17 protein-coding genes, 1 other RNA gene and 3 pseudogenes are annotated in these 22,959 nt (G+C 52.1%); 1 reads left to right on the top strand and 20 read right to left on the bottom strand.

What is annotated here, in order from left to right:
• Positions 1 to 181 precede the first annotated feature (181 nt).
• The 4 genes from ssrS to ybaK all read right to left on the bottom strand — a co-directional run bounded on the left by ssrS (position 182) and on the right by ybaK (position 2,763).
• Positions 182 to 358, bottom strand: a non-coding RNA gene (gene ssrS, locus LA360_RS00845) — 6S RNA.
• Between the two features lie 74 nt (positions 359 to 432).
• Positions 433 to 1,776: a pyrimidine-nucleoside phosphorylase gene (locus LA360_RS00840; RefSeq protein WP_112481850.1), complete on the bottom strand. Its 1,344-nt coding sequence runs from the start codon at positions 1,774 to 1,776 to the stop codon at positions 433 to 435.
• Between the two features lies 1 nt (position 1,777).
• Positions 1,778 to 2,194: a cytidine deaminase gene (gene cdd, locus LA360_RS00835; RefSeq protein WP_022202750.1), complete on the bottom strand. Its 417-nt coding sequence runs from the start codon at positions 2,192 to 2,194 to the stop codon at positions 1,778 to 1,780.
• 101 nt (positions 2,195 to 2,295) lie between these two features.
• Positions 2,296 to 2,763, bottom strand: a complete 468-nt coding sequence (ybaK, locus tag LA360_RS00830; protein WP_022202751.1) for a Cys-tRNA(Pro) deacylase — start codon at positions 2,761 to 2,763, stop codon at positions 2,296 to 2,298.
• A gap of 208 nt (positions 2,764 to 2,971) precedes the next feature.
• Between ybaK and LA360_RS00825 the strand changes: the two genes are divergently transcribed.
• Complete coding sequence (locus tag LA360_RS00825; protein WP_057571841.1) at positions 2,972 to 4,066, top strand: DUF362 domain-containing protein; 1,095 nt, start codon at positions 2,972 to 2,974, stop codon at positions 4,064 to 4,066.
• Between the two features lie 10 nt (positions 4,067 to 4,076).
• Here the strand turns inward: LA360_RS00825 and LA360_RS00820 are convergent, their stop codons facing one another.
• From LA360_RS00820 to LA360_RS00745, 16 genes and pseudogenes are all read right to left on the bottom strand, one after another.
• Positions 4,077 to 4,856: an alpha/beta fold hydrolase gene (locus LA360_RS00820; protein ID WP_022202753.1), complete on the bottom strand. Its 780-nt coding sequence runs from the start codon at positions 4,854 to 4,856 to the stop codon at positions 4,077 to 4,079.
• 91 nt (positions 4,857 to 4,947) lie between these two features.
• Complete coding sequence (locus LA360_RS00815; protein WP_022202754.1) at positions 4,948 to 6,657, bottom strand: DEAD/DEAH box helicase; 1,710 nt, start codon at positions 6,655 to 6,657, stop codon at positions 4,948 to 4,950.
• A gap of 392 nt (positions 6,658 to 7,049) precedes the next feature.
• A complete protein-coding gene (locus LA360_RS00810) occupies positions 7,050 to 7,913 on the bottom strand; it encodes a patatin-like phospholipase family protein (protein WP_022202755.1) in 864 nt (287 codons plus the stop codon).
• A gap of 108 nt (positions 7,914 to 8,021) precedes the next feature.
• Positions 8,022 to 8,477, bottom strand: a complete 456-nt coding sequence (locus LA360_RS00805; protein ID WP_022202756.1) for a NanQ anomerase/TabA/YiaL family protein — start codon at positions 8,475 to 8,477, stop codon at positions 8,022 to 8,024.
• 1 nt (position 8,478) lies between these two features.
• Positions 8,479 to 9,255 carry a hypothetical protein gene (locus LA360_RS00800; protein ID WP_022202757.1) on the bottom strand — a complete coding sequence of 259 codons (777 nt, stop codon included), beginning with the start codon at positions 9,253 to 9,255 and terminating at the stop codon, positions 8,479 to 8,481.
• Between the two features lie 34 nt (positions 9,256 to 9,289).
• Entirely contained in the window at positions 9,290 to 11,419 is a 2,130-nt protein-coding gene (locus LA360_RS00795; protein WP_022202758.1) for a hydantoinase/oxoprolinase family protein, read from the bottom strand.
• Between the two features lie 16 nt (positions 11,420 to 11,435).
• Positions 11,436 to 12,779: a citrate transporter gene (locus LA360_RS00790; RefSeq protein WP_112481848.1), complete on the bottom strand. Its 1,344-nt coding sequence runs from the start codon at positions 12,777 to 12,779 to the stop codon at positions 11,436 to 11,438.
• A gap of 41 nt (positions 12,780 to 12,820) precedes the next feature.
• Complete coding sequence (gene yiaK, locus LA360_RS00785) at positions 12,821 to 13,828, bottom strand: 3-dehydro-L-gulonate 2-dehydrogenase (RefSeq protein ID WP_057571843.1); 1,008 nt, start codon at positions 13,826 to 13,828, stop codon at positions 12,821 to 12,823.
• Between the two features lie 462 nt (positions 13,829 to 14,290).
• A pseudogene (locus LA360_RS00780) lies at positions 14,291 to 15,281 on the bottom strand (LacI family DNA-binding transcriptional regulator).
• A 304-nt stretch (positions 15,282 to 15,585) separates the two neighbouring features.
• Positions 15,586 to 16,542, bottom strand: a complete 957-nt coding sequence (locus tag LA360_RS00775) for a TIGR03943 family putative permease subunit (RefSeq protein ID WP_112481842.1) — start codon at positions 16,540 to 16,542, stop codon at positions 15,586 to 15,588.
• A 20-nt stretch (positions 16,543 to 16,562) separates the two neighbouring features.
• Positions 16,563 to 17,648 (bottom strand): CobW family GTP-binding protein, encoded by a 1,086-nt coding sequence (locus LA360_RS00770; RefSeq protein ID WP_112481868.1) that lies wholly within the window; start codon positions 17,646 to 17,648, stop codon positions 16,563 to 16,565.
• A gap of 324 nt (positions 17,649 to 17,972) precedes the next feature.
• Positions 17,973 to 19,112 (bottom strand): annotated as a pseudogene (gene ltrA, locus LA360_RS00765) (group II intron reverse transcriptase/maturase); the annotation flags it as partial.
• A 143-nt stretch (positions 19,113 to 19,255) separates the two neighbouring features.
• Positions 19,256 to 19,504, bottom strand: a pseudogene (locus LA360_RS00760) (group II intron reverse transcriptase/maturase); the annotation flags it as partial.
• A 521-nt stretch (positions 19,505 to 20,025) separates the two neighbouring features.
• On the bottom strand, positions 20,026 to 21,066 hold the full coding sequence (locus LA360_RS00755) for an NAD(P)H-dependent amine dehydrogenase family protein (RefSeq protein WP_022202764.1): 1,041 nt from the start codon (positions 21,064 to 21,066) through the stop codon (positions 20,026 to 20,028).
• Between the two features lie 81 nt (positions 21,067 to 21,147).
• Positions 21,148 to 21,990, bottom strand: coding sequence for a MerR family transcriptional regulator (locus LA360_RS00750; protein WP_112481838.1), 843 nt, complete (start codon positions 21,988 to 21,990; stop codon positions 21,148 to 21,150).
• Between the two features lie 291 nt (positions 21,991 to 22,281).
• Positions 22,282 to 22,947, bottom strand: coding sequence for a potassium channel family protein (locus LA360_RS00745; protein WP_022202765.1), 666 nt, complete (start codon positions 22,945 to 22,947; stop codon positions 22,282 to 22,284).
• Between the last annotated feature and the right edge of the window lie 12 nt (positions 22,948 to 22,959).

The raw sequence follows: 22,959 nt of genomic DNA, 5'->3' as shown, positions 1-22,959 counted from the left end.
TTGCCCATGGGTTCGTTCCCCACATCCGGCTTCCTTCAGATTTGCAGTCACCTGCAACACCCTTGCCTTCGGCTATATCCTTCCCGCTACCAGGTGGATTCAGGACTTTCACCCGTTAGAAACGTGCGCCGCCAGGCGCACAACGAAGTAAAGCAGCGGGGTAACCGCTGCTTTTATCATGTGTAACCCCAGAATGCCGTCTCTTACTTATTGACGCCTAGCAATGCTAGGTGGGCAACCTCACTTAAACATCTGCCTTCCACTCGACGGAGGCCTGACATCCGCTTAAAAATATTGGAATCCCTTTTGTCTAATGTAGGTTCAAAATTGGTAAGAGTATCGAACACCCCAGGAAATTACAATTCCACTTCTTTTATCTGGTGTTATTATACCCCAAACACTTGGGTTTTTCAAGTTGATTTTTCTGAACATTTATGGAATTTTTTCCTCGATGGTCCCTCTTTCCACACCTGCGTCAGAAACCCTTGCAAATATAAGGGGCTCCGGTTCCGGTTTCTGTTTTCCCAGGGTACAGGAGGCCAGGAATTTTTCCGCTGCCGGTCCAAACAGTTCCTCATGAGAGGCGTAAAGGACTGCCATGGTCTCTCCTGCTTCCACACGGTCCCCATACTTTTTCCGCAGAAGGATGCCTGCGCTGTAATCAATGGTATCCTCCTTCTTATTCCTGCCGGCTCCCAGCATCACGGATGCCACTCCGATTCCCTCTGTATCCATATGAGTGATACAGCCTGCCTCAGGAGCCCTTACCTCCCGGCTCAGGGGCGCCTTCGCAAAAAGATCCGGATGTTCCACGTAACGGCCATCCCCGCCCTGGCTCTCAACCATGGATTTAAGGCACTTAAGGGCACTTCCGTCCTTCATAGCGCCTTTGGCAAGCTTCCTGCACTGCTCCATATCCCCCTTTCCTGCCATGTGAAGCATGTTTGCAGCCAGTTCCAGGGATACACAGGTCAAATCCTCCGGTCCGCGGCCCTTCAGGGTCTCAATGGCTTCCTCCATCTCCAGGGAATTGCCGATGGCATGGCCCAGCGGTACGTCCATATTGGTTATGAGGGCGCAGCAGCGCCGTCCGGCCAGGGTTCCGATGGAAACCATCTCCCGGGCCAGGCTGATGGAATCCTCCAGGGATTTCATGAAAGCGCCGCTTCCCGTCTTTACATCCAGGACAATGCAGTCGCTGCCGGCCGCCAGTTTTTTGCTCATGATGGACGAGGCGATAAGGGGAATGCTGTCCACGGTGGCCGTCACATCCCGCAGGGCATAAAGCTTTTTATCCGCCGGCACCATGTTTCCCGACTGGCCGATAAGGGCCAGGCCGTTTTCATTGACAATACGGAAAAATTCGTCCCTTGGTATGGCAGTCTTAAACCCTGGAATGCTCTCCAGCTTATCCACGGTTCCTCCGGTGTGTCCCAGGCCCCGTCCGCTCATCTTGGCCACCTTGACGCCGCAGGCAGCCACAATGGGGCCTGTCACCAGGGTCGTCTTATCCCCCACGCCGCCGGTGCTGTGTTTATCCGCCTTGATTCCCTCTATGGGCGTCAAATCCACCATGTCCCCGGAATGCGCCATCTCCAGTGTCAGATCTGTTATCTCCCGGTCATCCATGCCCTTAAAATAAACGGCCATCAGCATGGCTGACATCTGATAGTCGGGAATGTCTCCGGCCACGAATTCACGCACCATATAGGCAATCTCCTCCGCGGAAAGAGAACCGCCCCGTTTCTTCTTTTCAATCAGGTCATACATTCTCATGTCACACACCTCCCAAATGGTCCGGTCCAAAGCTCTCCGGAAGCAGCTGGGCCAGAGTATATTCCCGGTATTCCTCCGCGCTTTTAGCCAGGATAATGCAAAATGAATCCGGTTTACAGAACTCCCGCATGACCTGCCGGCACACTCCGCAGGGCGGACAGTAATCCCCGGCCTTTCCATCAGGACCCCCGCATATGACAATGGCCTCAAACTCCCTCTCACCCTCGCTCACTGCCTTCGCAAAGGCGCACCGCTCCGCGCAGATACCGGGACTGTATGCTGCATTCTCTATGTTGTTGCCTGTGTACACCTTCCCATCCCTGCAAAGCAGGGCTGCCGATACATGAAAATGGGAATAAGGCGCATAGGAGCGCCCAAGACCGTCCAGTGCTGTCCGTATCAATGCTTTTCTCTCCAAATTACCCCTCCTTCTGCCCGGACCAGCCGGATCCCCGGACGCTGCCGGCGGTCCGGTCCCTGGCCGGATGTTCTCCTTCTATTATAATATAAGCCAGCCGCTTAAACAAGGGAAACAAACTGCCCCTCCACATAGCTTCTCAAATCCTCCGGCGACAGGGTGACCTGTACGCCTCTCTGTCCCGCGCTGACCATAACGGTGTCGTAAAGCTGGGCCATTTCTTCTATATAAGTGGGGAAATGCTTCTTCATGCCGACAGGAGAACACCCGCCGCGTATGTAGCCGGTGATTCCCAGCATATCCTTTACATGAATCATCTCCACTTTCTTCTCCCCCGCGGCCCTGGCAGCCTTCTTAAGGTCCAGCTCCTCATCCACAGGAATACAGCACACCAGGTATCCCTTTTTTTCCCCCTTCAGCACCAGGGTCTTATACATCCGGTCGTGGTCCACCCCCATAAGATCTGCGGCGTGGCTGCCGGAAAGGTCGTTTTCATCCACCTCATAGGTCCCTGTCTTATACGCTATATGAGCCGCGTCCAACAGACGCATCACATTTGTCTTAACCATATCAAGCACTCCTTTTCACCGGCCCGGGTTTTACCCGCGGACCATGTTTCAGGAATATCATACTCTTTTTTCCACTGCCCGTCAATCAATCCCGGACAGCGTCCCCAAAAAGCCTTCAAAAGAAAGCTGCATGGAGTATTCACAAAACAATATTATACGGTTATAATGGGAAATAAATACACAAAGGACAGGAAAGGAAATCTCATATATGGAAAAGAATGATATCTTCATCATACACGGAACCGATTACAAAAACATGGCTAAGCGGGTCCTGGAACAGGCGGGCGTGGCGGCAGATATTGGTGATACAAATAAAAAGGTGGCATTAAAGCCCAATCTGGTGACTGCCAAGGCGCCCTCCAGCGGAGCCACCACCCACGGCGAACTGCTGGCCGGTGTCATAGAATACCTCCAGGAACACGGCTTTCAAAACATCACCATCATGGAGGGTTCCTGGGTCGGAGACCACACGGAAGACGCCTTCCGGGCCGCAGGATACCATCAGGTGTGCAGCCGGTACGGCGTACCCTTCGTGGATTTGCAGCGCGATACCTGGAAGGAATACGATGCGGGAGGAATAAAAATCAAGCTGTGCGACAAGGCAGCTGCCGTGGATTACATGATAAACATGCCCGTGCTGAAGGGACACTGCCAGACCACCGTGACCTGCGCCCTGAAAAACAACAAGGGCGTGATTCCCAACTCGGAAAAGCGCCGCTTCCACACCCTGGGGCTTCACAAGCCCATTGCCCACCTAAACACCATTGCCCGCAACGACTTCATCCTGGTGGACAATATCTGCGGTGATTTGGATTTTGAGGAGGGAGGCAATCCCGTGGTCATGAACCGTGTGCTGGGCTTTAAAGATCCGGTGCTCTGCGACGCCTTTGTATGCGACTGCATGGGCTACTCGGTGGACGATGTGCCTTACATAACCATGGCCCGGAACCTGGGTGTGGGAAGCACGGACACGGCCCATGCCAACATGATTTATCTGAACAGGGCAACAGAGGCCCACAGCAAATTCCGCATGACCAGGCGCGTACAGCACCTGGCCGCCTACACGGCCCCGGAGAATGCGTGCAGCGCCTGCTACGGTTCCCTTATATATGCCCTGGATCGTCTCAACGACATGGGATATCTGAGAAAGGGCCTGCCTCCTGTGTGCATCGGCCAGGGCTACAAGGGACAGGAGGGCGCCATCGGCGTGGGCCAATGTACCTCCTGCTTTGCCAAAACCCTGGGCGGCTGCCCGCCTAAAGCAGCGGATATCGTGGAGTTTTTGAGCAATCAATGGCAATAGGCCTGTTTTCTTAAAGCCCCCGTTCCCTGAGCCAGGCCATAATGTGGGCCCCATATGCCTTTTCCTTCTTAAGAAGGGTAAAATGGTCCGCTCCCTTGACAAACACCACCTTTGAATCGGGAATCTGTTCCCCCATCCACAGGGAGTGGCGGGGGCGGATCATATCCCCGCGGCCCGTAAGAATCAGGACCGGCGCCTGGATGCAGGACAGCTTCTCCTTGTCCAGCCTGGGCCATCTGGCCATAAGGCCGAACAGCTGGCGGCTTTTAACCGCCTTATCCCTGACGCCCCGCGGCAGCGGTACCTTCTCCAGACCGCGCCACAGGGCGTATTTTAATTTCACCTCCAACAGCGAGGCAGTGCTCATGCCTCTGGGCAGGGCATTTCCGCTGACTGCCACCACGGCGGACACACGTCCCGGATAACAGCTGGCCGTCTCCAGGGCCACGTTTGCCCCGTCGCTGAATCCCAGTATCACTGCCCTGGGCACATGGAGGAATTCCATGACCTGAACCACATCCGCCGCCATATCCGGGATGGTCAGCTCTCCCCTGGCAGCATCTCCCCTCATAAGAGAGGACCCATGGCCCCTGCTGTCCATGAGAATCACCCTGTAATACCGGCTCATAAGCTCTGACAGCCTGGCAAATATCTCGTGGCTCTCACCATTGCCGTGGAGCATGATGAGAGGCATCCCTTGGCCCATTTCCTTATAATAAAGGGAAGCAAAACTGTTGTCCACATATCCTTCCTTCATTGGCTCAGCCTCCTTCCTGTTGACCTTCACCATATCACACCTCCGGAAAAATGTAAATACAGGCACAGCCCGGCAGATAGAAGTCCTGCCGGGCTGTGAGCATACGGGTCTGTAAGACCCGCTCTTATCTTCTGTTAGTATTGGCTTTTTCCACGTGAATATTCTTTCCCTTAATCTTGGCATGGGCCATGGCCTTCAGCACATCATCGGCATAGCGTCCCGGCACATCCACAAAGGTATATCCGTCATACATGTCAATGCTTCCCACCATGCGTCCCGGAATTCCTGATTCCCCGGCAACCGCTCCCAGAATGTCTCCTGGGGTGATTCTCTGGGCCTTGCCGATGTTGATGAACAGTCTTGCCATCTTCTCGTCCCCTTCGCCCAGCACGTAATCCACAGCAGCGCGGTCCGTTGCTCCCTTGCGGCGGTTTCCGTAGGAGCTGCGCTCACGGCCTCTGCCGCGGCTGCTTCCCCGTCCAAAGCTGTCCAGTTCATCGAGAGAACGGGCTGTCTCAAAGCTGTCGATGATGTCTTCGCTCTCGTCTCCCATACTCATCCTGAGAAGGGCCGCGGCCAAATCCATGGAGGTATAATCCTCCTCCATAAGCTTCTTCTCAATGATGTTCACCATCTTGGTCAGATCCGTGTCATTTAACACTTCCTGCACCTGGTCCAGAATCTTCTCCACCTTGATTTCCGTGATATCATTTAAAGACGGAATGGCCTGAGGAATGATTTTAGTCTTGCAGTAACGCTGGATATCCCTGAGCTTATAGACCTCCTTGCCCATAACAAGGCTGAATGCCTTCCCTTCCCTTCCCGCTCTGCCGGTACGGCCGATGCGGTGTACGTAGTACTCGTCATCCTGAGGAATATCATAATTGAACACAGCTTCCACATCCCCTACATCTATGCCCCTCGCAGCCACATCCGTGGCCACCAGAATGTCGGTGCGCCCGTTACGGAAGCTGTCCATGACACGGTCACGCTGGACCTGCTTTAAATCTCCATGAAGTCCTTCCGCAAAATATCCTCTTCCCTGCAGCTCCTGCACCAGGTCATCCACCTGACGCTTTGTATTGCAGAACACAATGGAAAGCTTCGGCGCATACATATCCAGCAGACGGCTCATAACCTCCACCTTGTTCTTCGGCTTAACCTCATAATAGTACTGGGTCACCTTAGGCACGGTCAGCTCCTTCTTAATCACGCGAACCGTCACCGGATCCTTCTGGAACTTCCTGGCAATCTCCGCAATGGCCTGGGGCATGGTGGCTGAGAACATCAGCGTCTGGCGCTCCTCAGGCAGCTGACTTAAGATAGTCTCCATATCCTCCAGGAATCCCATATTCAGCATCTCATCCGCTTCATCCAGCACCACAGTGAGAACATGGTCAGCCTTTATCGTCTTCCTTCTCATATGGTCCATGACACGGCCCGGTGTTCCCACGATAACCTGTGTTCCGTCCTTTAAGGAACGGATCTGCTTTACGATATCCTGGCCGCCGTATATAGGCAGCACCTTCACACCGTGCATGAACTTTGCAAAACGGCGCATCTCCTCCGCCACCTGGATGGCCAGCTCCCTGGTAGGAAGCAACACGATAGCCTGAAGCTTCTTCACCTTCGGGTCCACCTTCTGAAGAAGAGGCAGACCGAAGGCGGCTGTCTTGCCTGTTCCGGTCTGTGCCTGGCCAATCATGTCCCGTCCCTCCATGGCTACCGGAATGGCCTGAGCCTGAATCGGCGATGCCTCTTCAAACCCCATCTCTGTGATGGCGCGGATAATCCGCTCGTCTAATTGTAACTCGTCAAACTTAACTGTCTCCATATAAAGTTAATATCCTTTCTTCCTCTGCCGTTCCATATAAAAGAGCCTCCGGCAGGCCGCCTTGTGCATATCCCCTGACTCCGCTGCCACGCATACGTCATACCATGCACCGCAATTTATTAGTTTCTTCGTGAAACGAAGTCCTCCACGCGAACAAAAAAACGAGGGATAAACAGGCACGTCTCGGGCCTTTCATCCTCTCGCTTCGTACGATTATTAACTATAACAGATATAAAAGTTAGTGTCAATGGAGGCTCTATAGATTTTTATCCTAATTTTAGGGCCGGTTCCCGTGAAAATGCCGGAATGAAGTGATTTTCACGGTCCAATTCCGCTTTTTTCATGAATTTTCCAGACATACAGCCGATTAAAATAGCTATTTTTACACAATTTCACATTCTATTAAGGGCTTTGCGTATCCGGGGAAGCATTTTCCTGGTGTACTCATAGCCCTGTTCCATACATCCTCCCATCTGTTCAAAGGTCAGAAGACCTGCCTTTGGACTTAAGGGAGGCTTCAGCAGCATCTCCCCAGCGGAAGCGCACTCCTTCAGGCGGCCGCTCATGATGGAAAAGGAGTGGGAAGCCACCTCCATGACGGAACGGTCCGAAGGGGCTTCATAGTCCCCTGCGATGTCCACCGCCAGCACATCCTGGATACCGGCTGCCTGCAGAAGATTTACCGGCAGTATATCCGTGACGCCTCCGTCCACCAGAAGATACCGCCCCACCTTCCTGGGAGCGAATATGGCAGGCACACTGGCTCCGGCCATCATGGCTTCACACAGATATCCGTTCCATTCCCATGTCACGCGCTCCATCTCCCGTACCTGGTCGCTGTTTGTAAAGCAGATGGTATTTCCGCTGACCAGGTCCACTGCCGGTATGACCAACGTAAGCACAGTCTCATCCATATGCCTCCGGCCGGTCAGCTGAAAAAAATAATCCAGCAGCTTATCTCCTTTAATAAGGCCGGACAGGCTTACACCCTTTCCGGCCAGCAGCTGAGGCATGAATGCCAGCAGGCCGCTGTAATCCGGGTCCAGATAATCACCTCCGTGTTTCTCAAGGTGAAGCACTGCCTGTTCCATTTGTGACACGGGCATTCCGGAAGCGATCAGCCCTGCCACAATTCCCCCTGCGCTGGCTCCGGCCACTGCATCAGGGCGCAGTCCCGCCTCCACAAGGGCTTTAAACACCCCCACATGGGCCGCTCCTCTGGTTCCGCCGCCTGCCAGTGCCAATCCATATCCCATAACAAATCCCTCCGCCCTATCCCGTATCAACGCCGTACCGGTAATAGGTACATATGCACCGGCACAGCCGAATATGACAGAGGGAAGCAATGAGGCCCGGTATAATTCCTAAACCCTGACCTTCACTACAATCTTACGCACCTTACAGGGCGCGCCTGCAACGCATCTGGGCTTGTGGGCGTCCTCAGGGGCTACCACGGCGCAGTCCCCAGCCTCCAGGAGGATGGTCCCGCCCTGCTCCGGTTCCTTAAAAAACACAATATCGTCCGCCTCATTGTAAGGAGCATCCTCCAAAAGCCCCGCGCGTTTGACGTAGCCCAACTGCTCCTGGCCTTCCACCACATACTGTATATCAAAATACCGGTTGTGGGACTCATACTTGCAGGTATCCGCGGGCATGGTGGTATATTCCTGCACCGAAGCAAAGACCTCATCCCCGTCAATGTCAGCGCGGCCCAGGGGCAGCGCCTTTAAATCCGTTTTTCTTAAGAACTCATAGCCTTTTTTGAATTTTTCTTCCAGGTAATCATATTTCTGGATTAAATCAATACTTGTGGCCAGCATATCAACCTTCCTTTCCTTTACCGTCTCCGGCAAATGCCGCGATCTCTTCATAGAGGGCCGTGGCTGCCTCCTTGTCATAGCCGTACATGAGCAGCACATCCAGGACATATGGAGTATAGGGGATTCCGGTCAGGCGGCGGGCAAACTCCATGCCCCCAATCTCTCCCAGGCATATCATACGGGAACGGTTGGAAAATGGCTTTCTCCACAGCTCCACCTTTTCTGTCCGGGTATATATGGTATCCTTTTTCCTGTACTCCGTCACGTGGAACAGCTCATGGGCCAGCAGTACATCCTCCACCGCCTGTTTACCCAGAAGCCCCTCCAGCCTTTCTCTCCGAATCAGCTCCTGCGCCCGCCTGGCGCTGTCCATATAAATGGTGACGGAATCCGGTTCCCGGTATTGGGCGAAAATCACATGGCCTCCGCCCACCGGCACCTGGGGCGTGGATACCTTAAGGCCCATCCGGGCGGCAATATCCCAGACATTTGCCCCCTTTTTAAGCAGCTCCGCCTCATTCCGCCCGCACTCTGCTGCCCTGGAGCCGTATGCCAGCTTCTGTTCCCTGGTAAACTTTCCTTCCAGAGGATCCCTGGACCAGGCGTAGAGGTGCCAGACCGAATCATCCAGGGACAGAAGGTGTTCCATCATGGAATACAGGGACCGTTCCCTTGTGGGAGCCGCCATCTGTTTCATCATGACCCTTTGCTCTCCTGCCATTTCCCTGCTGTTTCCAAAAAAAGCGTGCAGCAGCTTTCTTCCGTCCTCTCTCTTCACCCCAATACCTCCTCCTCGCCCGTCCTCTTCTATTCTACAACTGATTCTTCGCTCCGACAATCACAATATCTTCCGACGGGTCCACCATCTGCATTTCCACATCCATCAGCATGAGAATCTGCTCCAGCTCGCCTGTGCCGTTAAAGTCCATGACTCTGGCTCCCACGCACAGATAGTAGTCGGGCCGCAGAATGGCATCCGCCTTGAAAATGGCCATTTCCTCCCACATCCCGGAAACAATGCTGCGGTATGAGGACGCCTTGGCAAGGACTGCCTTCCCATCCGTCCTCTGTACCTTGATAAATCCCTTCTTATCCAGAATACGCAACGGTCTGCGTCCTCTGCTGTCCATATTATAGACATAGAAGTTAGGCGTCTGGCCCACCAGGTTCAGTTCTCCCAGTTTTGCCCTTAAATCCTCTGCCGCCAGGTTCCTGGCCTCCTCCTCGGTGCACTCCTTAAGCAGGTCCGTTGTCTTGACCTCCGTGGAACCCATGGCAATGGCAGTGAGCTTGGAGGTCTGGGGGTCAATTTCAATGTGGACCTCCACGGAACCGGGCGCGGCGCCGCTCTCCACCGCCTTTTCCGCAGCCTCCCCCTTAATGCTCCTTATATCCTCAGGCGTGGGATTGGGAACCACCCGCTCCACCACATCCCGGACCATGGCCAGGGCCACGCCGATGGAGGAAATGACCTCTGCATTCTCAGGCACGCTGTACTTAATATTCATCTTATTGGCGCAGAACCCAATCAGGGATGTGGCGCCGCCGCCCACGCCCACAAGGGATATCTGATCGTGCTCCAGGCGGTACTTGTCAGCCAGCTCCATGATAATGGGTTCGATCTTCTCATAGGCCCTGGTGAGAATCTGGGCAGCCACATCCTCCACCGTGGTGTGCAGATAATCGGCAATGGGCTTCATGGCCTTTCTGGCCGCATTCACATTTCCGTAGGAAAAGTCCTTTGGGTTCACCAGGCCCAGCACATTGGCCGCGCAGCTGTTGGTGACGGTGATGCGCTTGCCGCTCTTTAAACGGATGGCCACGTAATCCTCCGGATCCCCCTCCTTCGGGGAGAAGAACTCCAGCCGGGGCTCCGCGATTTCATCCTCATCCGTAAATACGGCGTAATCCAGCCCCGCAATATGGGCGGAACGGGGACCCACATCGTGGACGCCGCTCTTGTTCACCCGAATCATGCTTCCTCCTGCAACGCCCAGCACCCGCACATCCAGGGAACTGATATATGTCCTGTGCCCGCCCACCACAGAGTAATCAATGGCAGGGCGTCCGTTCTTGATAACGCCGATATTGGTGGTGGTGCCCCCCACCTCAAAGTACACGCCGTTGGACGCCCTTAAGTACATGAGAGAGCCCATGACGCTGGCAGCCGGGCCGGAAAGCATGGTCAGTACCGGCCGCTTCTTCATCTCATTGATTTCCATGACGCCGCCGTCTCCGCGCATAATCATGAGAGGCACATCCACGCCGGCCTTCCTGACACTCTCCTCAGTGGAGTTGGCCGTGTTCAGCATCTTTGGCAGGATGCTGGCGTTGATGGCCGCTGTCCTGGTCCGTCTGGTCAGGCCGTAGAGCTTGGTAATGTCCGAGGCAACGGTTGTCTCCATGCCCATCTCATCGTGGGCAATCTCAAACACAAACTGTTCCCCGGCAATGTCGTCCACCCCGTAAGCATCTGATGCCACCAGTACCTGGGCGCCCTCCGCCTTAAGCTCCTTTACCGCCTTCCTGACCGTATCCTCGTCCTCTTCACTGTCGCTCAAATAGCGGTTCTTTATCCGGATGCTTCTGCCGGATCCCAGGTCGATATCCTTAAGGCGGGTCTGGTGCTTTGCCAGAAAGCCCTCCATTCCTCCTGGCCCCATGCCCAGCACGCCCACGCAGGCCACATCCCCTTCTATCAGGGCATTGGTGGCCTGGGTAGTGCTGTGGGCCACGAAAATAACATCCTCAGGGGCAATATCATTTTCCCTTAAGCAGTTCTGGAATGCCTTCACCACGCCGGCCGCCACGCCGTATCTGTCATCGTGTGTGGTCTTGACAGAAGATTTTCCTATGATTTCATGTGTGGCGTTGTCAATCGCAACCGCCTTTGTATGGGTTCCTCCAACATCGATTCCCATTCTCACCAGTCTGTTTCCCATGTTTCTTCTCCTCCCGTTAACCAAACATGATAAATGTAATAACCTGCAGGATGCAGCAGATAATCCAGCCGCACACCACGCTCATCTTTAAGAATTCCTTGGTAGATACCTTTGCGTAGCTGATGCCCCATACAATCCATGACTGGGTGATGCAGCAGGACACGTTCATAACCGTGGTGGCGGCAATCATCAGTGGAGCCAGGAAGGCCACCTCAAAGCCTACCCCCTTTAGGATGCCCAGGGTGGCCGCGCCGCAGCCGTAAAGGGTGAAGGGGCCCCTGAACATTCCAAGCGGCGCCAGCACACAGAAGATAACGGTGATAAATAAGGTGCTGTGTGGAATGATATTGCCCAGCAGCGCATTGAAATAGGGGATGCACAGCTCCGCCGCCTTGTTGAACATAGGGACCACCAGCAGGAACCCTACCAGGGGAGCCGTGTCCACCACGCCGTCAAAGAAGTCCTTGTTAAAGGTCCTGCAGGCAGCCCGGAAGCTTTTTAGTTTTCCGCATACAAACAGCGCATAGAAGCCGCCGATCAGAAAGCCCATGATAATGGGAACCTTGAATACAATCAGAAGGAACACAGGGATAAAGGGTGTCAGCAGGGACGGCGTGGGAGCAAAATCCAGTTTACGCCGGACCGGTCTTCTGGCTGCCCAGGAGTGAACCGATTTCTTTCTCATGCAGAACAGAATCAGGATGATGATAAATACCAGCTGTACTGCCAGCGCAATGCCGCCCCATTTCACATACTGCTCATAGGGGTACAGAACCTTGCCGTCCCCATCCAGAAAGAATGCGGTGTACTGCCCGAAGAGCACCGGGTTCAAAAACATGCCCGCGCCGATGCTCAGCATGAAGGATACAACGGACAGCACCTTGGGAATTCCCAGGGACATAAAGATGGGAAGGATGATAACGCCGATGGCCACCACTGCGCCCGCCCCAAACAGGGAGGAAAATATGGCAGCCGTAACAATGCATAAGAGAATGCAGGTGATGGCCGGCTTGTCACCGCCCAGCTCCGTGGTCTTGCGGATAAGGGTTGCCGCGATGCCTGTTTCTAACAGCACCCGCCCGAACCACGCGCCAAACACTACATTCACAAGCACTGAGCCCCATCCCTCAGGACCGCTCTGGAACACCTTGGAAAATGCCTGTATCCATGTGATCCGGATGCTGTCCCCATTTGCCGCGATAAAATCAGGATTGGACGCCAGAAGGTTGCCGGTCATGGGAAGAATGGTCCAGAGAATGGCCATAACCAGCATTCCCATCATCAGGTTGCCGCCCCTGGCCGCGTAGACGGCCAGGCCAAAGAACGATGCTAAAATCAGTATTCCTATGATATATTCCATGAGTTAAATCTCCCCTCTATATTGCTCTTAAACGTTACCTTCTAGCGCTCAAGGCTGTTAAGCGTTTCCCATACCTCGTCAATGACCGGAATTCCGTCCCTTGTATTGTTTTCCCTGGTGATAAGTTCCAGTTCTCCCGGATAATACACCTCCCCGCCCTCTCTGATTGGCTCTGAGGACTTGATGTCTGCCAGGATTTCATCCACTATGGAGTCCGTTTCCTCCGGAGTGTTGAATCTTAAGGGGTCAATGGCTATCATAATCTGGCTCAGTCCCACCTCGTCTCCAAAGGTGCCAATCCTGCTCACGGAATTGCCGTTTGTCAGAACAGTTGCTATCAGGTCCAGCGCAATGGAGATGCCGCTGCCCTTCCAGTATCCCATGGGAAGCACCCTCCATGTCTTCTCAATCTCAGCCGGGTCTGTGGTCAGGTTGCCCTTTGTATCATAGCCGCCGGGAACCGGAAGCTGCTGTCCCTTCAGCTTTGCTTCCTCAATCTTTCCGTAAGAGAACTGGGATACAGCGCAGTCAATCACGGCATGTTTCCCGCTGCTTCTGGGAATAGACATGATAAATGGATTGTTTCCGATCTTTCTGTCCTTTCCGCCCCAGGCAGGCATGTTGGGCATGGTGTTGGACCAGCAGATACCGATGCATCCCTTGTCCGCTGCCTGCCAGCCGTAGCTGCCGCCGCGCATCCAATGGTTATTATTTCCAAGGGCCACCACGCCCACGCCGTACTCCTTTGCCAGCTCCACGGCCCGGTCCATGGCCAGCTTTGCATTGAGGGGGCCGAAGCCTCTGTGGCCGTTCCATCGCTCAATGGCTCCCATGGAGGATTCACAGGATGCAATGGCTCCGGAATCAATTTCTCCCTTATCCAGATATTCCACCACCCTGGGGAAGCGGTTCACACCGTGGGAATATACGCCGTCCAGGCTATTGTTTGCAAATACGGTGGCCGCGTCCTCTGCATGCTTTCCTGAAAAACCTCTGCTCTCCAAAATCCCCTGAAACTTCTTTAACAAATCCTCATACTGTACTCTCATGGCTCTCTCCTTTTATATTAGCTTTCTTTTTTAAGAAAGCGCTTTCTCATGACACCATTATAACATCAATCAGATTTGTGTCAATATTCAAGTGTGTATCCCCTTTATTTTTATGCATAATGTACTATTTATCCATTGTTTTTTTGTGCATTATAATTGTGTTTTTTATTCTTTATAAAAGCGTTTTCTCATTTTGGCAAAACTAAAAGGAGCCGGAACAAACATAACTTTGTTTTTACCAACTCCAATTATAAAAAAGCGCTTTTCTATATACAGTTATACCGAGCCCTGTACCGCGTTATATGGGCAATTGCATATTACAAAAACAAATCACAAAAGCAGATTCCCCCCTGCCGGCCTCAGCCCACAGCACAGCCGGCTGTATGCCGTGTGGATATACGCAGACCGGGCGTCTGATATCCGCGGGAACCGCCGCAATGCAGCGCCGGCTTATCCGCTCTCTCAAAATGACGCGGACCCCCGCACCACCAGCTCCGGCTGGATGGCCACGCTTGTGGCCGACTCCTTTCCTTCCATCCTGTCCCTGAGAAGGGAAGCGCACATTCCGCCCAAAAGCTCCGGCTTGTTGTCCAGGGTAGCCAGCTCAGGTTCGCATATTCTGGAATCCGGCGAATTATTACAGCCGGTAATGGCTATATCCTCCGGCACCCGGTATCCCCTTTCCTTAAATTCCTTCATGAGGCCGATGGCTGTGATATCCTCACCACATATCACCCCGTTGACCGGCATGCCGGTAGAGAGAATCTTTCCGGCGGCATTTCTTCCGCCCTCCAAACTGCTTTCGTCCACAATCACCACCCGGTCGTTTCCGTCAGGCACATCCCTCAGCTTCATGGCCTCCAAAAAGCCCTGCCGCTTTGCCCTGCCGCTGTCCGTGGCAATGTCAAAGACATAGAACAAATCCATGCGCCCATGGTCAAACATATAATCCGAAGCCATGCGGATTGCCTTTGTATCATCTACCAGAACCGAATAAAAATTAGGCAGCTTCACCTGTCCGTTGGCAATGACTACAGGCGTATCCTTTATCTTGGCAGTAATCTCAGGATATTTTATCAGTTCATTGAATACAGATCCAATAAGCACAATTCCGTCCGTCTGCTTCTCTGACAGTATCTCAAAATACCGGTCGCACTCCTGTACGGAGCCGCCTGTATTGCACACGGAAACATTGTATCCCAGATTGCTGAATTCCTGTTCAATCACGTATATCATCCTTGCATAATGCGTCACCCGCACATCCACCGTCAGGATGGCAATATTCTTCATGGTCTTGGAAACCATGCCCCTGGCTATGGCGCTGGGCTTATAGTCATACTTTTTAAGAACCGCCTCCACCCTGTCCCTTATCTTGGGATTCACATTCCCCTTATTGTTGAGCACCCGTGAAAATGGAAGTCCCCGCCTCGGCCGCAATATCATAAATATTCATCCCTTCACCCCTTTTATGGATTAACGCTTCTGTACTTTCACCCCTTATTCTGCTTCAGTTTTTTGCGAAAGCCCTTTCCTTATATTGTAATGGACTTTCCCGGATTTTGCAAGATAAATGTCCTGCGGTTTCTTGTCGGTTTTAGCCGGTTCTGGCCGGCTTTGAATGCGATATAAAATCGGATATGGAATGGATGTGATGCTAAAAACAGCAGCCGGCCGCATCCCTCCCATACAGGATTCCCCGTTCCGCTGCTGTTTCTCAATGCCCCTAAGGCCAGTACCAAAACTGTAAATTATTATTCCTAAAACTGCACAACGTCCTTTATCTCTTCTGCCCGTTCCACATGTTCGGCATAAAGGACAGGCCCTTCACCGTGATAATCCTTCTGGTATTCAATGCCTATCTTTGCCCGGACCTTTACCCACTGCTTTGTCTTGTAATCCTCCGCTCCGGGCCATTTGCACATGAAGCCCAGAAACGTCATGTCCGCCTCGCAGCATGTCATGGCCATGCGGCCAGGCACAAACTGGCCCTTGGGGAATTTGGGAGACTTAAGAACCATGGCAGTGAATTCCACCACCTTGTCCTTATAGCGCTCTGCCTGGTCCATACAGTCAATATACCAAATACCGTAATCCTCGGGCTTAATTTCAATTACATCCGCGCCAAGGTCATAGGGGAGGTCCTCTTCCAGAGCAGCCTGTTCAATTTCCCCCTCCTTGTCCTCCAGGACAATCTCGCTTTCCCGGCTCATGGCACGTATGGTCCTGCGGTACGCGGTCAGCTTGTCGTCCGGAATTCCGTCGCACCGGTTCACGATGACCAGCTCCGAGCCCCGCAGCATGGCCCCCAGAAGCGGCTTCATATTCTGCACGTAGAGCTCAAAGGTAGAACCGTCAATAATGGTAATCTGCTGATAAATGGTCCAGTCATCCGGCAGCTTTAAATCATCCTGGTTCCACATGCCGTTCCACTCCATCAGCACACGTTCCGGCTGATAGATAACCTCCAGTTCATTGAGATACTGGGGAGTCAGCTTTTTCATGTCATCCACAAACACCGCTGCCGTTTTATTCTTCTTTAACTTTTTCTCGTCATATTCCGTATCACCTTCCTCACACACAATGAGGAGGGTCTTTCCCTCTGTTTTAAAATAGTCCTGCTGCATGGTAAAATCCAGAAACTGGGTCTTACCGGCCTCCAGGAAACCATTGATCAAAAACAAGGGCATGATATCGTCTTCTATCTCATAAGCCATGTCTGTTTCCCCTTATCCAATCAGCCTCTGCCGAATACGCTGTTCAGCTCTTCCTCTTTCAGGCTGGCGCCAATCACGCATACCTTGCCTGTATAATCCGGCTTGCCCTGGCGGATTTCATACTGTTCCGGCACCAGATCAAAATACAGCCACTCGCCGGGATTCTCTGTGGGGAGCATGCCCTTGGCCCTTAACACATCTCCCAACTCCCTGGTGGAGGAAAGGCGCTTCAGGATATCCTCCAGCTGTTCATAGGTCACCGGTACAATGGTTTCCATTCCCCAGCTGGTAAACACCTCGTCCGCATGATGATGGTGATGGTCGTGGTGGTCATGACCGCAGCCGCAGCCATCGTGGTGATGGTCGTGGCATTCCTCACCATGGTCATGGTCGTGGTGCCCGCAGCATTCCCCGTCGTGGTCATGATGGTGATGAGCAAAGCTCTCCTCACCGTGGTCATGGACATGGCGGCTCTCCCGCACCTCTGCCAGCAAATCATCCAGCATGGTATCCTTCTTCTCAATAATTTCCAGAAGCTGGCTTCCGCCAAGCTGGCCCAAAGGAGTGGTGATGATGACAGCATTGGCGTTCTTCTCCCGAATCATTTCCACATCCTTCTGTATCTTAGAAGCATCGGTAATGTCCGTACGGCTCAGTACGATGGTTCCCGCATTCTCTATCTGGTTATTGAAGAACTCTCCGAAATTCTTCATGTACATCTTGCATTTTGCCGCATCCACAATGGTCACAGCGCTGTTTAGCTCCACATCCATGTCAGCCGATACGTCAATGACTGCCTTCATCACATCTGACAGCTTGCCCACGCCGGATGGCTCAATGATGATACGCTCCGGTTTGTATTGTGTCAGCACCTCAGCCAGGGATGTGCCGAAGTCGCCTACCAGGGAGCAGCATATGCAGCCTGAATTCATCTCCCGGATTTCAATGCCTGAATCCTTCAGAAAACCGCCGTCAATTCCAATCTCGCCAAACTCATTCTCAATCAGGACAACCTGTTCTCCGGAAATGGCCTCCTCCAGGAGCTTCTTAATGAACGTGGTCTTGCCAGCTCCCAGGAATCCGGAGATAATATCAATCTTTGTCATTTTATTCTTTCCCTCTTTCTCAATATCAGAAGCCCTGCCAGGCTCTAAAGCAAGCAAAACCATCCGCCGCCCCGTCCTGACAAAGCCCTGGTTGTAAAGCCTGTCAATTGAATATTGTGGCACATTCACTGGATAAAGTCAAGACATATGGCCCTATTCTATTGTCATTCTGTTTCTATTCTGCTGTATCACACTTTCATTTTACCCATATTTTAACCGTTCCAAAGGGTTATGTAAGAGTTTTTGATAAAAATCGAGTAGGAGGCGGTGATTAACCGCCGTCCTCTCACAGCACCGTACGTACGGTTCTCGTATACGGCGCTTTCAATAGTTGGTGTGCAGAGACTGATAGGCTGCGGCTAAGTCATAAAAGCCCCAGTTTATCAGTCTTTCTTTACTTAATGCCCAGTTGACCGCCTTGTTTCCGGCATTGAACCAGTATCCCTTGCGGTCGTAGGCTATTGTTGCCGCATAATGGCTGTCTACTCCCAGTCCTATGAGTTTCCTCATTCTGGTTTTGGGCAGTTTCCACTGTTTCCAGATACACATCCGTATCCGGCGGTACAACCATCCATTCAGGCTTTCGATGTTTTTCTTCATGTCCGCTATCCCATAGTAGTTCAGCCATCCTCTCATGTAGACTTTTATCTTTTCCTTGGTTCGGATGATACTCCCGCACCTGCTCCGGGAAGTAAGCCTGCGCAGTTTCTCCTTGGCTTTCTTCCATGACGTTCCATGGACACGGATATAGGTCCCTGTTCCGTTCTTCCCAAAACAAAAACCAAGGAACTTAAAATTTTGGATTGCGAACACACTGACCGTTCGGCTCTTTTCCCGATTCACTCTCAGTTTCAGCCTTGCCTCCAGATATTTCGTGCTGGATTCCAGCAGTCGTTCTGCCGCCCGTTCGCTCTTTGCCAGCAGTACGATGTCGTCTGCATAGCGGATACACGGTACGCCCCGTCTGTGGAACTCCCAGTCGAACTCATTCAGATACGCGTTTGCTAAGAGTGGGGATAGATTTCCTCCCTGCGGGGAGCCTTCCTTCGTTTCTGTCACAACACCGTTTTCCATCACTCCACTTTTCAGGTACCGCTTCACCATCTGCACCACTCTTTCGTCTTTTACTTGTTTCCTCAACAGGTTCAGCAGTATCGTATGGTTCAGCGTATCAAAGTATTTCGATAAGTCGAGAACTACTGCCCTCGTGTATCCCTGTTCGATATACTCCTTTATCCTGAGAATGGCGTCTTTTGCTCCTCGTCCCGGACGATAGCCGAAGCTGTCTTTCGAGAACAATGGTTCGTAGATTGGCATGAGCTGTTGAAGCATTGCCTGCTGGATGATACGGTCTATTACGGTGGGGATACCAAGCTTTCGTATCCCTCCCTCCGGCTTCGGAATCTCCACACGCCTGACTGGAGATGGGGTATACTTCCCCTTCCTGATTCTCTCTACCAGTTCATAGTATAACTCGATTTAAATAAGCTTACAATTTAAGCATTGGTAGTAATCTGATTTCTTGGCTTACGTGTCCGTGCTTTGGGCGCACGTTTCCCTTGGTTTTCAGGATAATAATGTAAACTTATTAAAATTGAGTTATAATAGTTATTCTCCCTCAGCCATGGTAACGCCGCTTCAATGGTCATTCCATCCACTCCCGGCGCTCCCTTGTTTGCCTTCACTCTTTTGTAAGCCCTGTTCAGATTTTCCTTGTTCAGTATCTTACTTAAGATGTCTGGCTCTGCACTGTCTCTTTCCTTCCATATCCGGTTGAATGAGCGGTGCGCTCTCACATACCCTTTGCGTTCCGCGCTATCTCTTTGCGAGCAGCTTTCTCTGTTTTCTGTACCCATCTGCCCATTCCTCCTTTCCCTGTCGTACTAAAGACTCCTATTGATTCGGTCCTTCACTGAAAACAGCTACTATGACCTCTGCTGACTTCTGTACGCTCAGCATTACCTCTCGGCAATGGTTACTCCTTTCAGAGCATTCCGTACAGACCTCCCTGGGTACCACACGTTTCTTTCCCTCCATCTATCTGCCGCATTTACTGTACACGATTCCGTGTAGCTATCGGGCTTCATCTTGTGTTGCAGACTTACCCTCATGTACAGCCTTCTATACGGTTTCTGTCCGTCAGACCAGAGGTTTGCCCATGGGTTCGTTCCCCACATCCGGCTTCCTTCAGATTTGCAGTCACCTGCAACACCCTTGCCTTCGGCTATATCCTTCCCGCTACCAGGTGGATTCAGGACTTTCACCCGTTAGAAACGTGCGCCGCCAGGCGCACCACAGCAAACAGCCAGGCAGACCCTCATGCCTGCCTGGCTGTTGTCCCGATTCCGCGGGGCTCTAGCCCATTCTTTGCTCCTTCTTAAATATCCAAATACATATGCATCGGATAGGAAAGATACTCCACAACCTCCAGCTTCTCCACCGTAATATAACCTGCCGGCGCGTTTAGGATGGTCGGAATGCGGTTTACAATCGTGGCGCAGGTGTGCTCCACGGTGGCCGGCTTCTGCACAAAGAACGTGGTGTCCGGTTCTCCTATGATTTTCCAGTCGCACAAATCACCGTCATCCGGCCCGTATACCTTACCGATGCACTGAGTCTCAATAACCGGCCCCTGGAAGGTTTCGGTGGTCACCACGGCGCTCATGCCGATGCAGTTTCCCTTTGGTATGGTCGTTCCCATGGTCTCTGAATACAAGTCCGTGGGGTAAAAATAAGGCACGCACTTCTGTGACTGGGACTTGATGGTCCATCCCATCTTATTGCACAGAGCTTCATTGGAATTCCAGACATAACAGGGCTCCAGTGTCTCCGGATGAGCAATCCGGGCCTCAAACTCCTCCGCCGTAAGCCCCACGCCGTGGGCCTTTGCCAGGGCCAGCCCGTAATCCTCAACGTTATAGCTGGTGGCTCCCTCAATCCTGTCTATGCGGTGTACACCTCCTGCCACACAGCCAATCATGTTAATCCAGAAAATGTCCTGCATACCGGCGCCTACAACGGTGCAGCCGTTTTCCTTGGCCAGCTTATCCAGCCTGTTGGTGATGGCTGAGGACGTGGTCCATGGATAGATAGCCTCCTCGCAGGTGGTTACTACATTGATTCCTCTGGACACGCACTTCTCAAAATGGGGATATACGTCCGTCATGAAGCTGAACAGGGTTATAATGGCAATATCAGCGTCGCACTCGTCCAGGACCGCGTCGGCGTCGTCTCTTATCACCACGCCCAGCTTTGTCCCAAGCCCCGCAAAGTCACCTACGTCCATTCCTACCACGGCCGGATTCACATCGATTGCCCCTACAATCTCAGCTCCCTTCTCATAGAGATAGCGCAGAATGTACTTGGCCATCTTGCCGCAGCCATACTGTACCACACGGATTTTCTCGCAATTCATCATGGTTCTTAAACCCCTTTCCTGAAAATAAGTTACGTGTTATTAGCTTCTGTTAATAGTATAAAGCTTATACACGGTATCAGGTCAAGGGTTATTTTTCCTGAAAGATACCGGCACCTGAAGGCGCAGAAACATACCTCTCTCCTGCATATCCATGGGCACCTCCGCCACCACCTCGCAGATGTAGTCGCCTGTCACCTGGTAATCCCTTGTCCTGATTTCCTCCACCAGACGGCCCATATACTCCTTTTCCTTTTCAAAGCCATTGCAGTAAATGCACAGGTATGTACTGGCCGGTATCTCCGTAATCAGGCTGTCTTTTACAAAGCCCCGGTCCACCAGCACAAATATTTCCGTGGAATAATACTTCCTCTCCATCAGATATTCCCTGCGCATCACGGTGCCTGCGTTGTAAAAATAGATGGGGGAGAGCTGGTTTGCAATCAGGTTCTCCTTCAAATCCCTCAGTATCTTTTCATACACATCAATGTCATAATCATAGAAATTCACCCCAGAATCCGTCATATACGTCAGTCTCCCGGGTATGTATTCCAGTACAATGGTTCCGTCCGGCGGCGCGTTTTCATACCATTCATAGCTTTCAAGTGTCCGCTCTATGGCCCTTCTCTGGTACATCAGCTCCCTGGATCTTAACTCCAGCTCCTCCAGGTTCCGGTGCAGGATTGTCTTGAACATGTCAAGTTCAAAATGAGTCAGCTGCTCCCTGATATCCTTCAGCGACATGCCCAGAGCCTTCATGTGCTGAATCATATCCAGCTGGGCGCTCTGGCGGATATCGTAGTAACGGTATCCATTTTCCGCATCCCGGTACATGGGTGAAAACAGCCCTGCCTTGTCATATAGCCTCAATGCCTGCTCTGACAGCCCGTTCAGCCGGGCCATCTGTCCTATTGACAGTTCTTTCACAGTATGCACCACCTTTTCATTATGTATAACTTCCAACTAGCGCGTATTTTTCTAGTTTCATATAGCATAATTATACTAAAAAAACCTTATACCGGCAATAATGTTTCGGATGTATTGTCAAAAATTTGTCTTACAATTAACACTTAAGGAAATCATCCTCCAGTCTTCTTTGGCAGACTTACAACCACCGCGAAAAAAGCCGGAGAAAGAAAAAAGCCGGAGAAAACAGCAGCCTGTCAGCACAGGCAGCCATTCCTCCGGCCAGATTATCCGCTGGACTTGTCATCCTTCTTATACATTCTTGGTGAGATGCTTCACGATTTTCTCCGCATCCTCCTGTTTTCCAATCACCATCAGGTGGGTATCACCTGCTATGACATGGTCGGCGCCGGGCATGAACCTCATGTGTCCGTCCGGACTCTTCACCGCAATGACCGATATGCCGTACAGCCGACGGATATCGGAATCCTTTATGCTCTTTCCCACCCACTGGGGAAGGGGTTTGATTTCGTAGATGGAAATACCGTCTGCCAGTTCCGTATAATCAAACACATTGTTGGCGCTGTAACGCACCGCCACCTTCTCGGCCACATCCCGGTCCGGATAGACCACCTCGTCCGCTCCGTTCTTTAGCAGCAGTCTGGCGTGAATATCTCGGTTAGCCTTGCTGACAACGTACTTTGCCCCTATCTCCTTAATCAGACTGGTAACCTCCAGACTGTTCTGGAAATTATTCCCAATACATATGAAGCAGATATCGAAATTGCCGATTCCCAGGCTCTTAAGCACTGCCTCATTGGTACAGTCTCCAATCTTGGCGCTGACCACATAGGGCAGGACAGGCTCCAGCTTTTCCTCCGATATGTCCACTGCCATGATTTGATTATCATGCTTGGCCAGATTCTCACACAGGTGCTGGCCAAACCTTCCGATTCCGATAACAAGTATTGATTTCATTTCTAATACCCC

This window comes from Enterocloster clostridioformis (assembly GCF_020297485.1).
GTDB classification, from domain to species: domain Bacteria; phylum Bacillota; class Clostridia; order Lachnospirales; family Lachnospiraceae; genus Enterocloster; species Enterocloster clostridioformis.
Note: the sequence above shows the minus strand (reverse complement) of the source record. Positions and strands in the feature narration are given on the sequence as shown.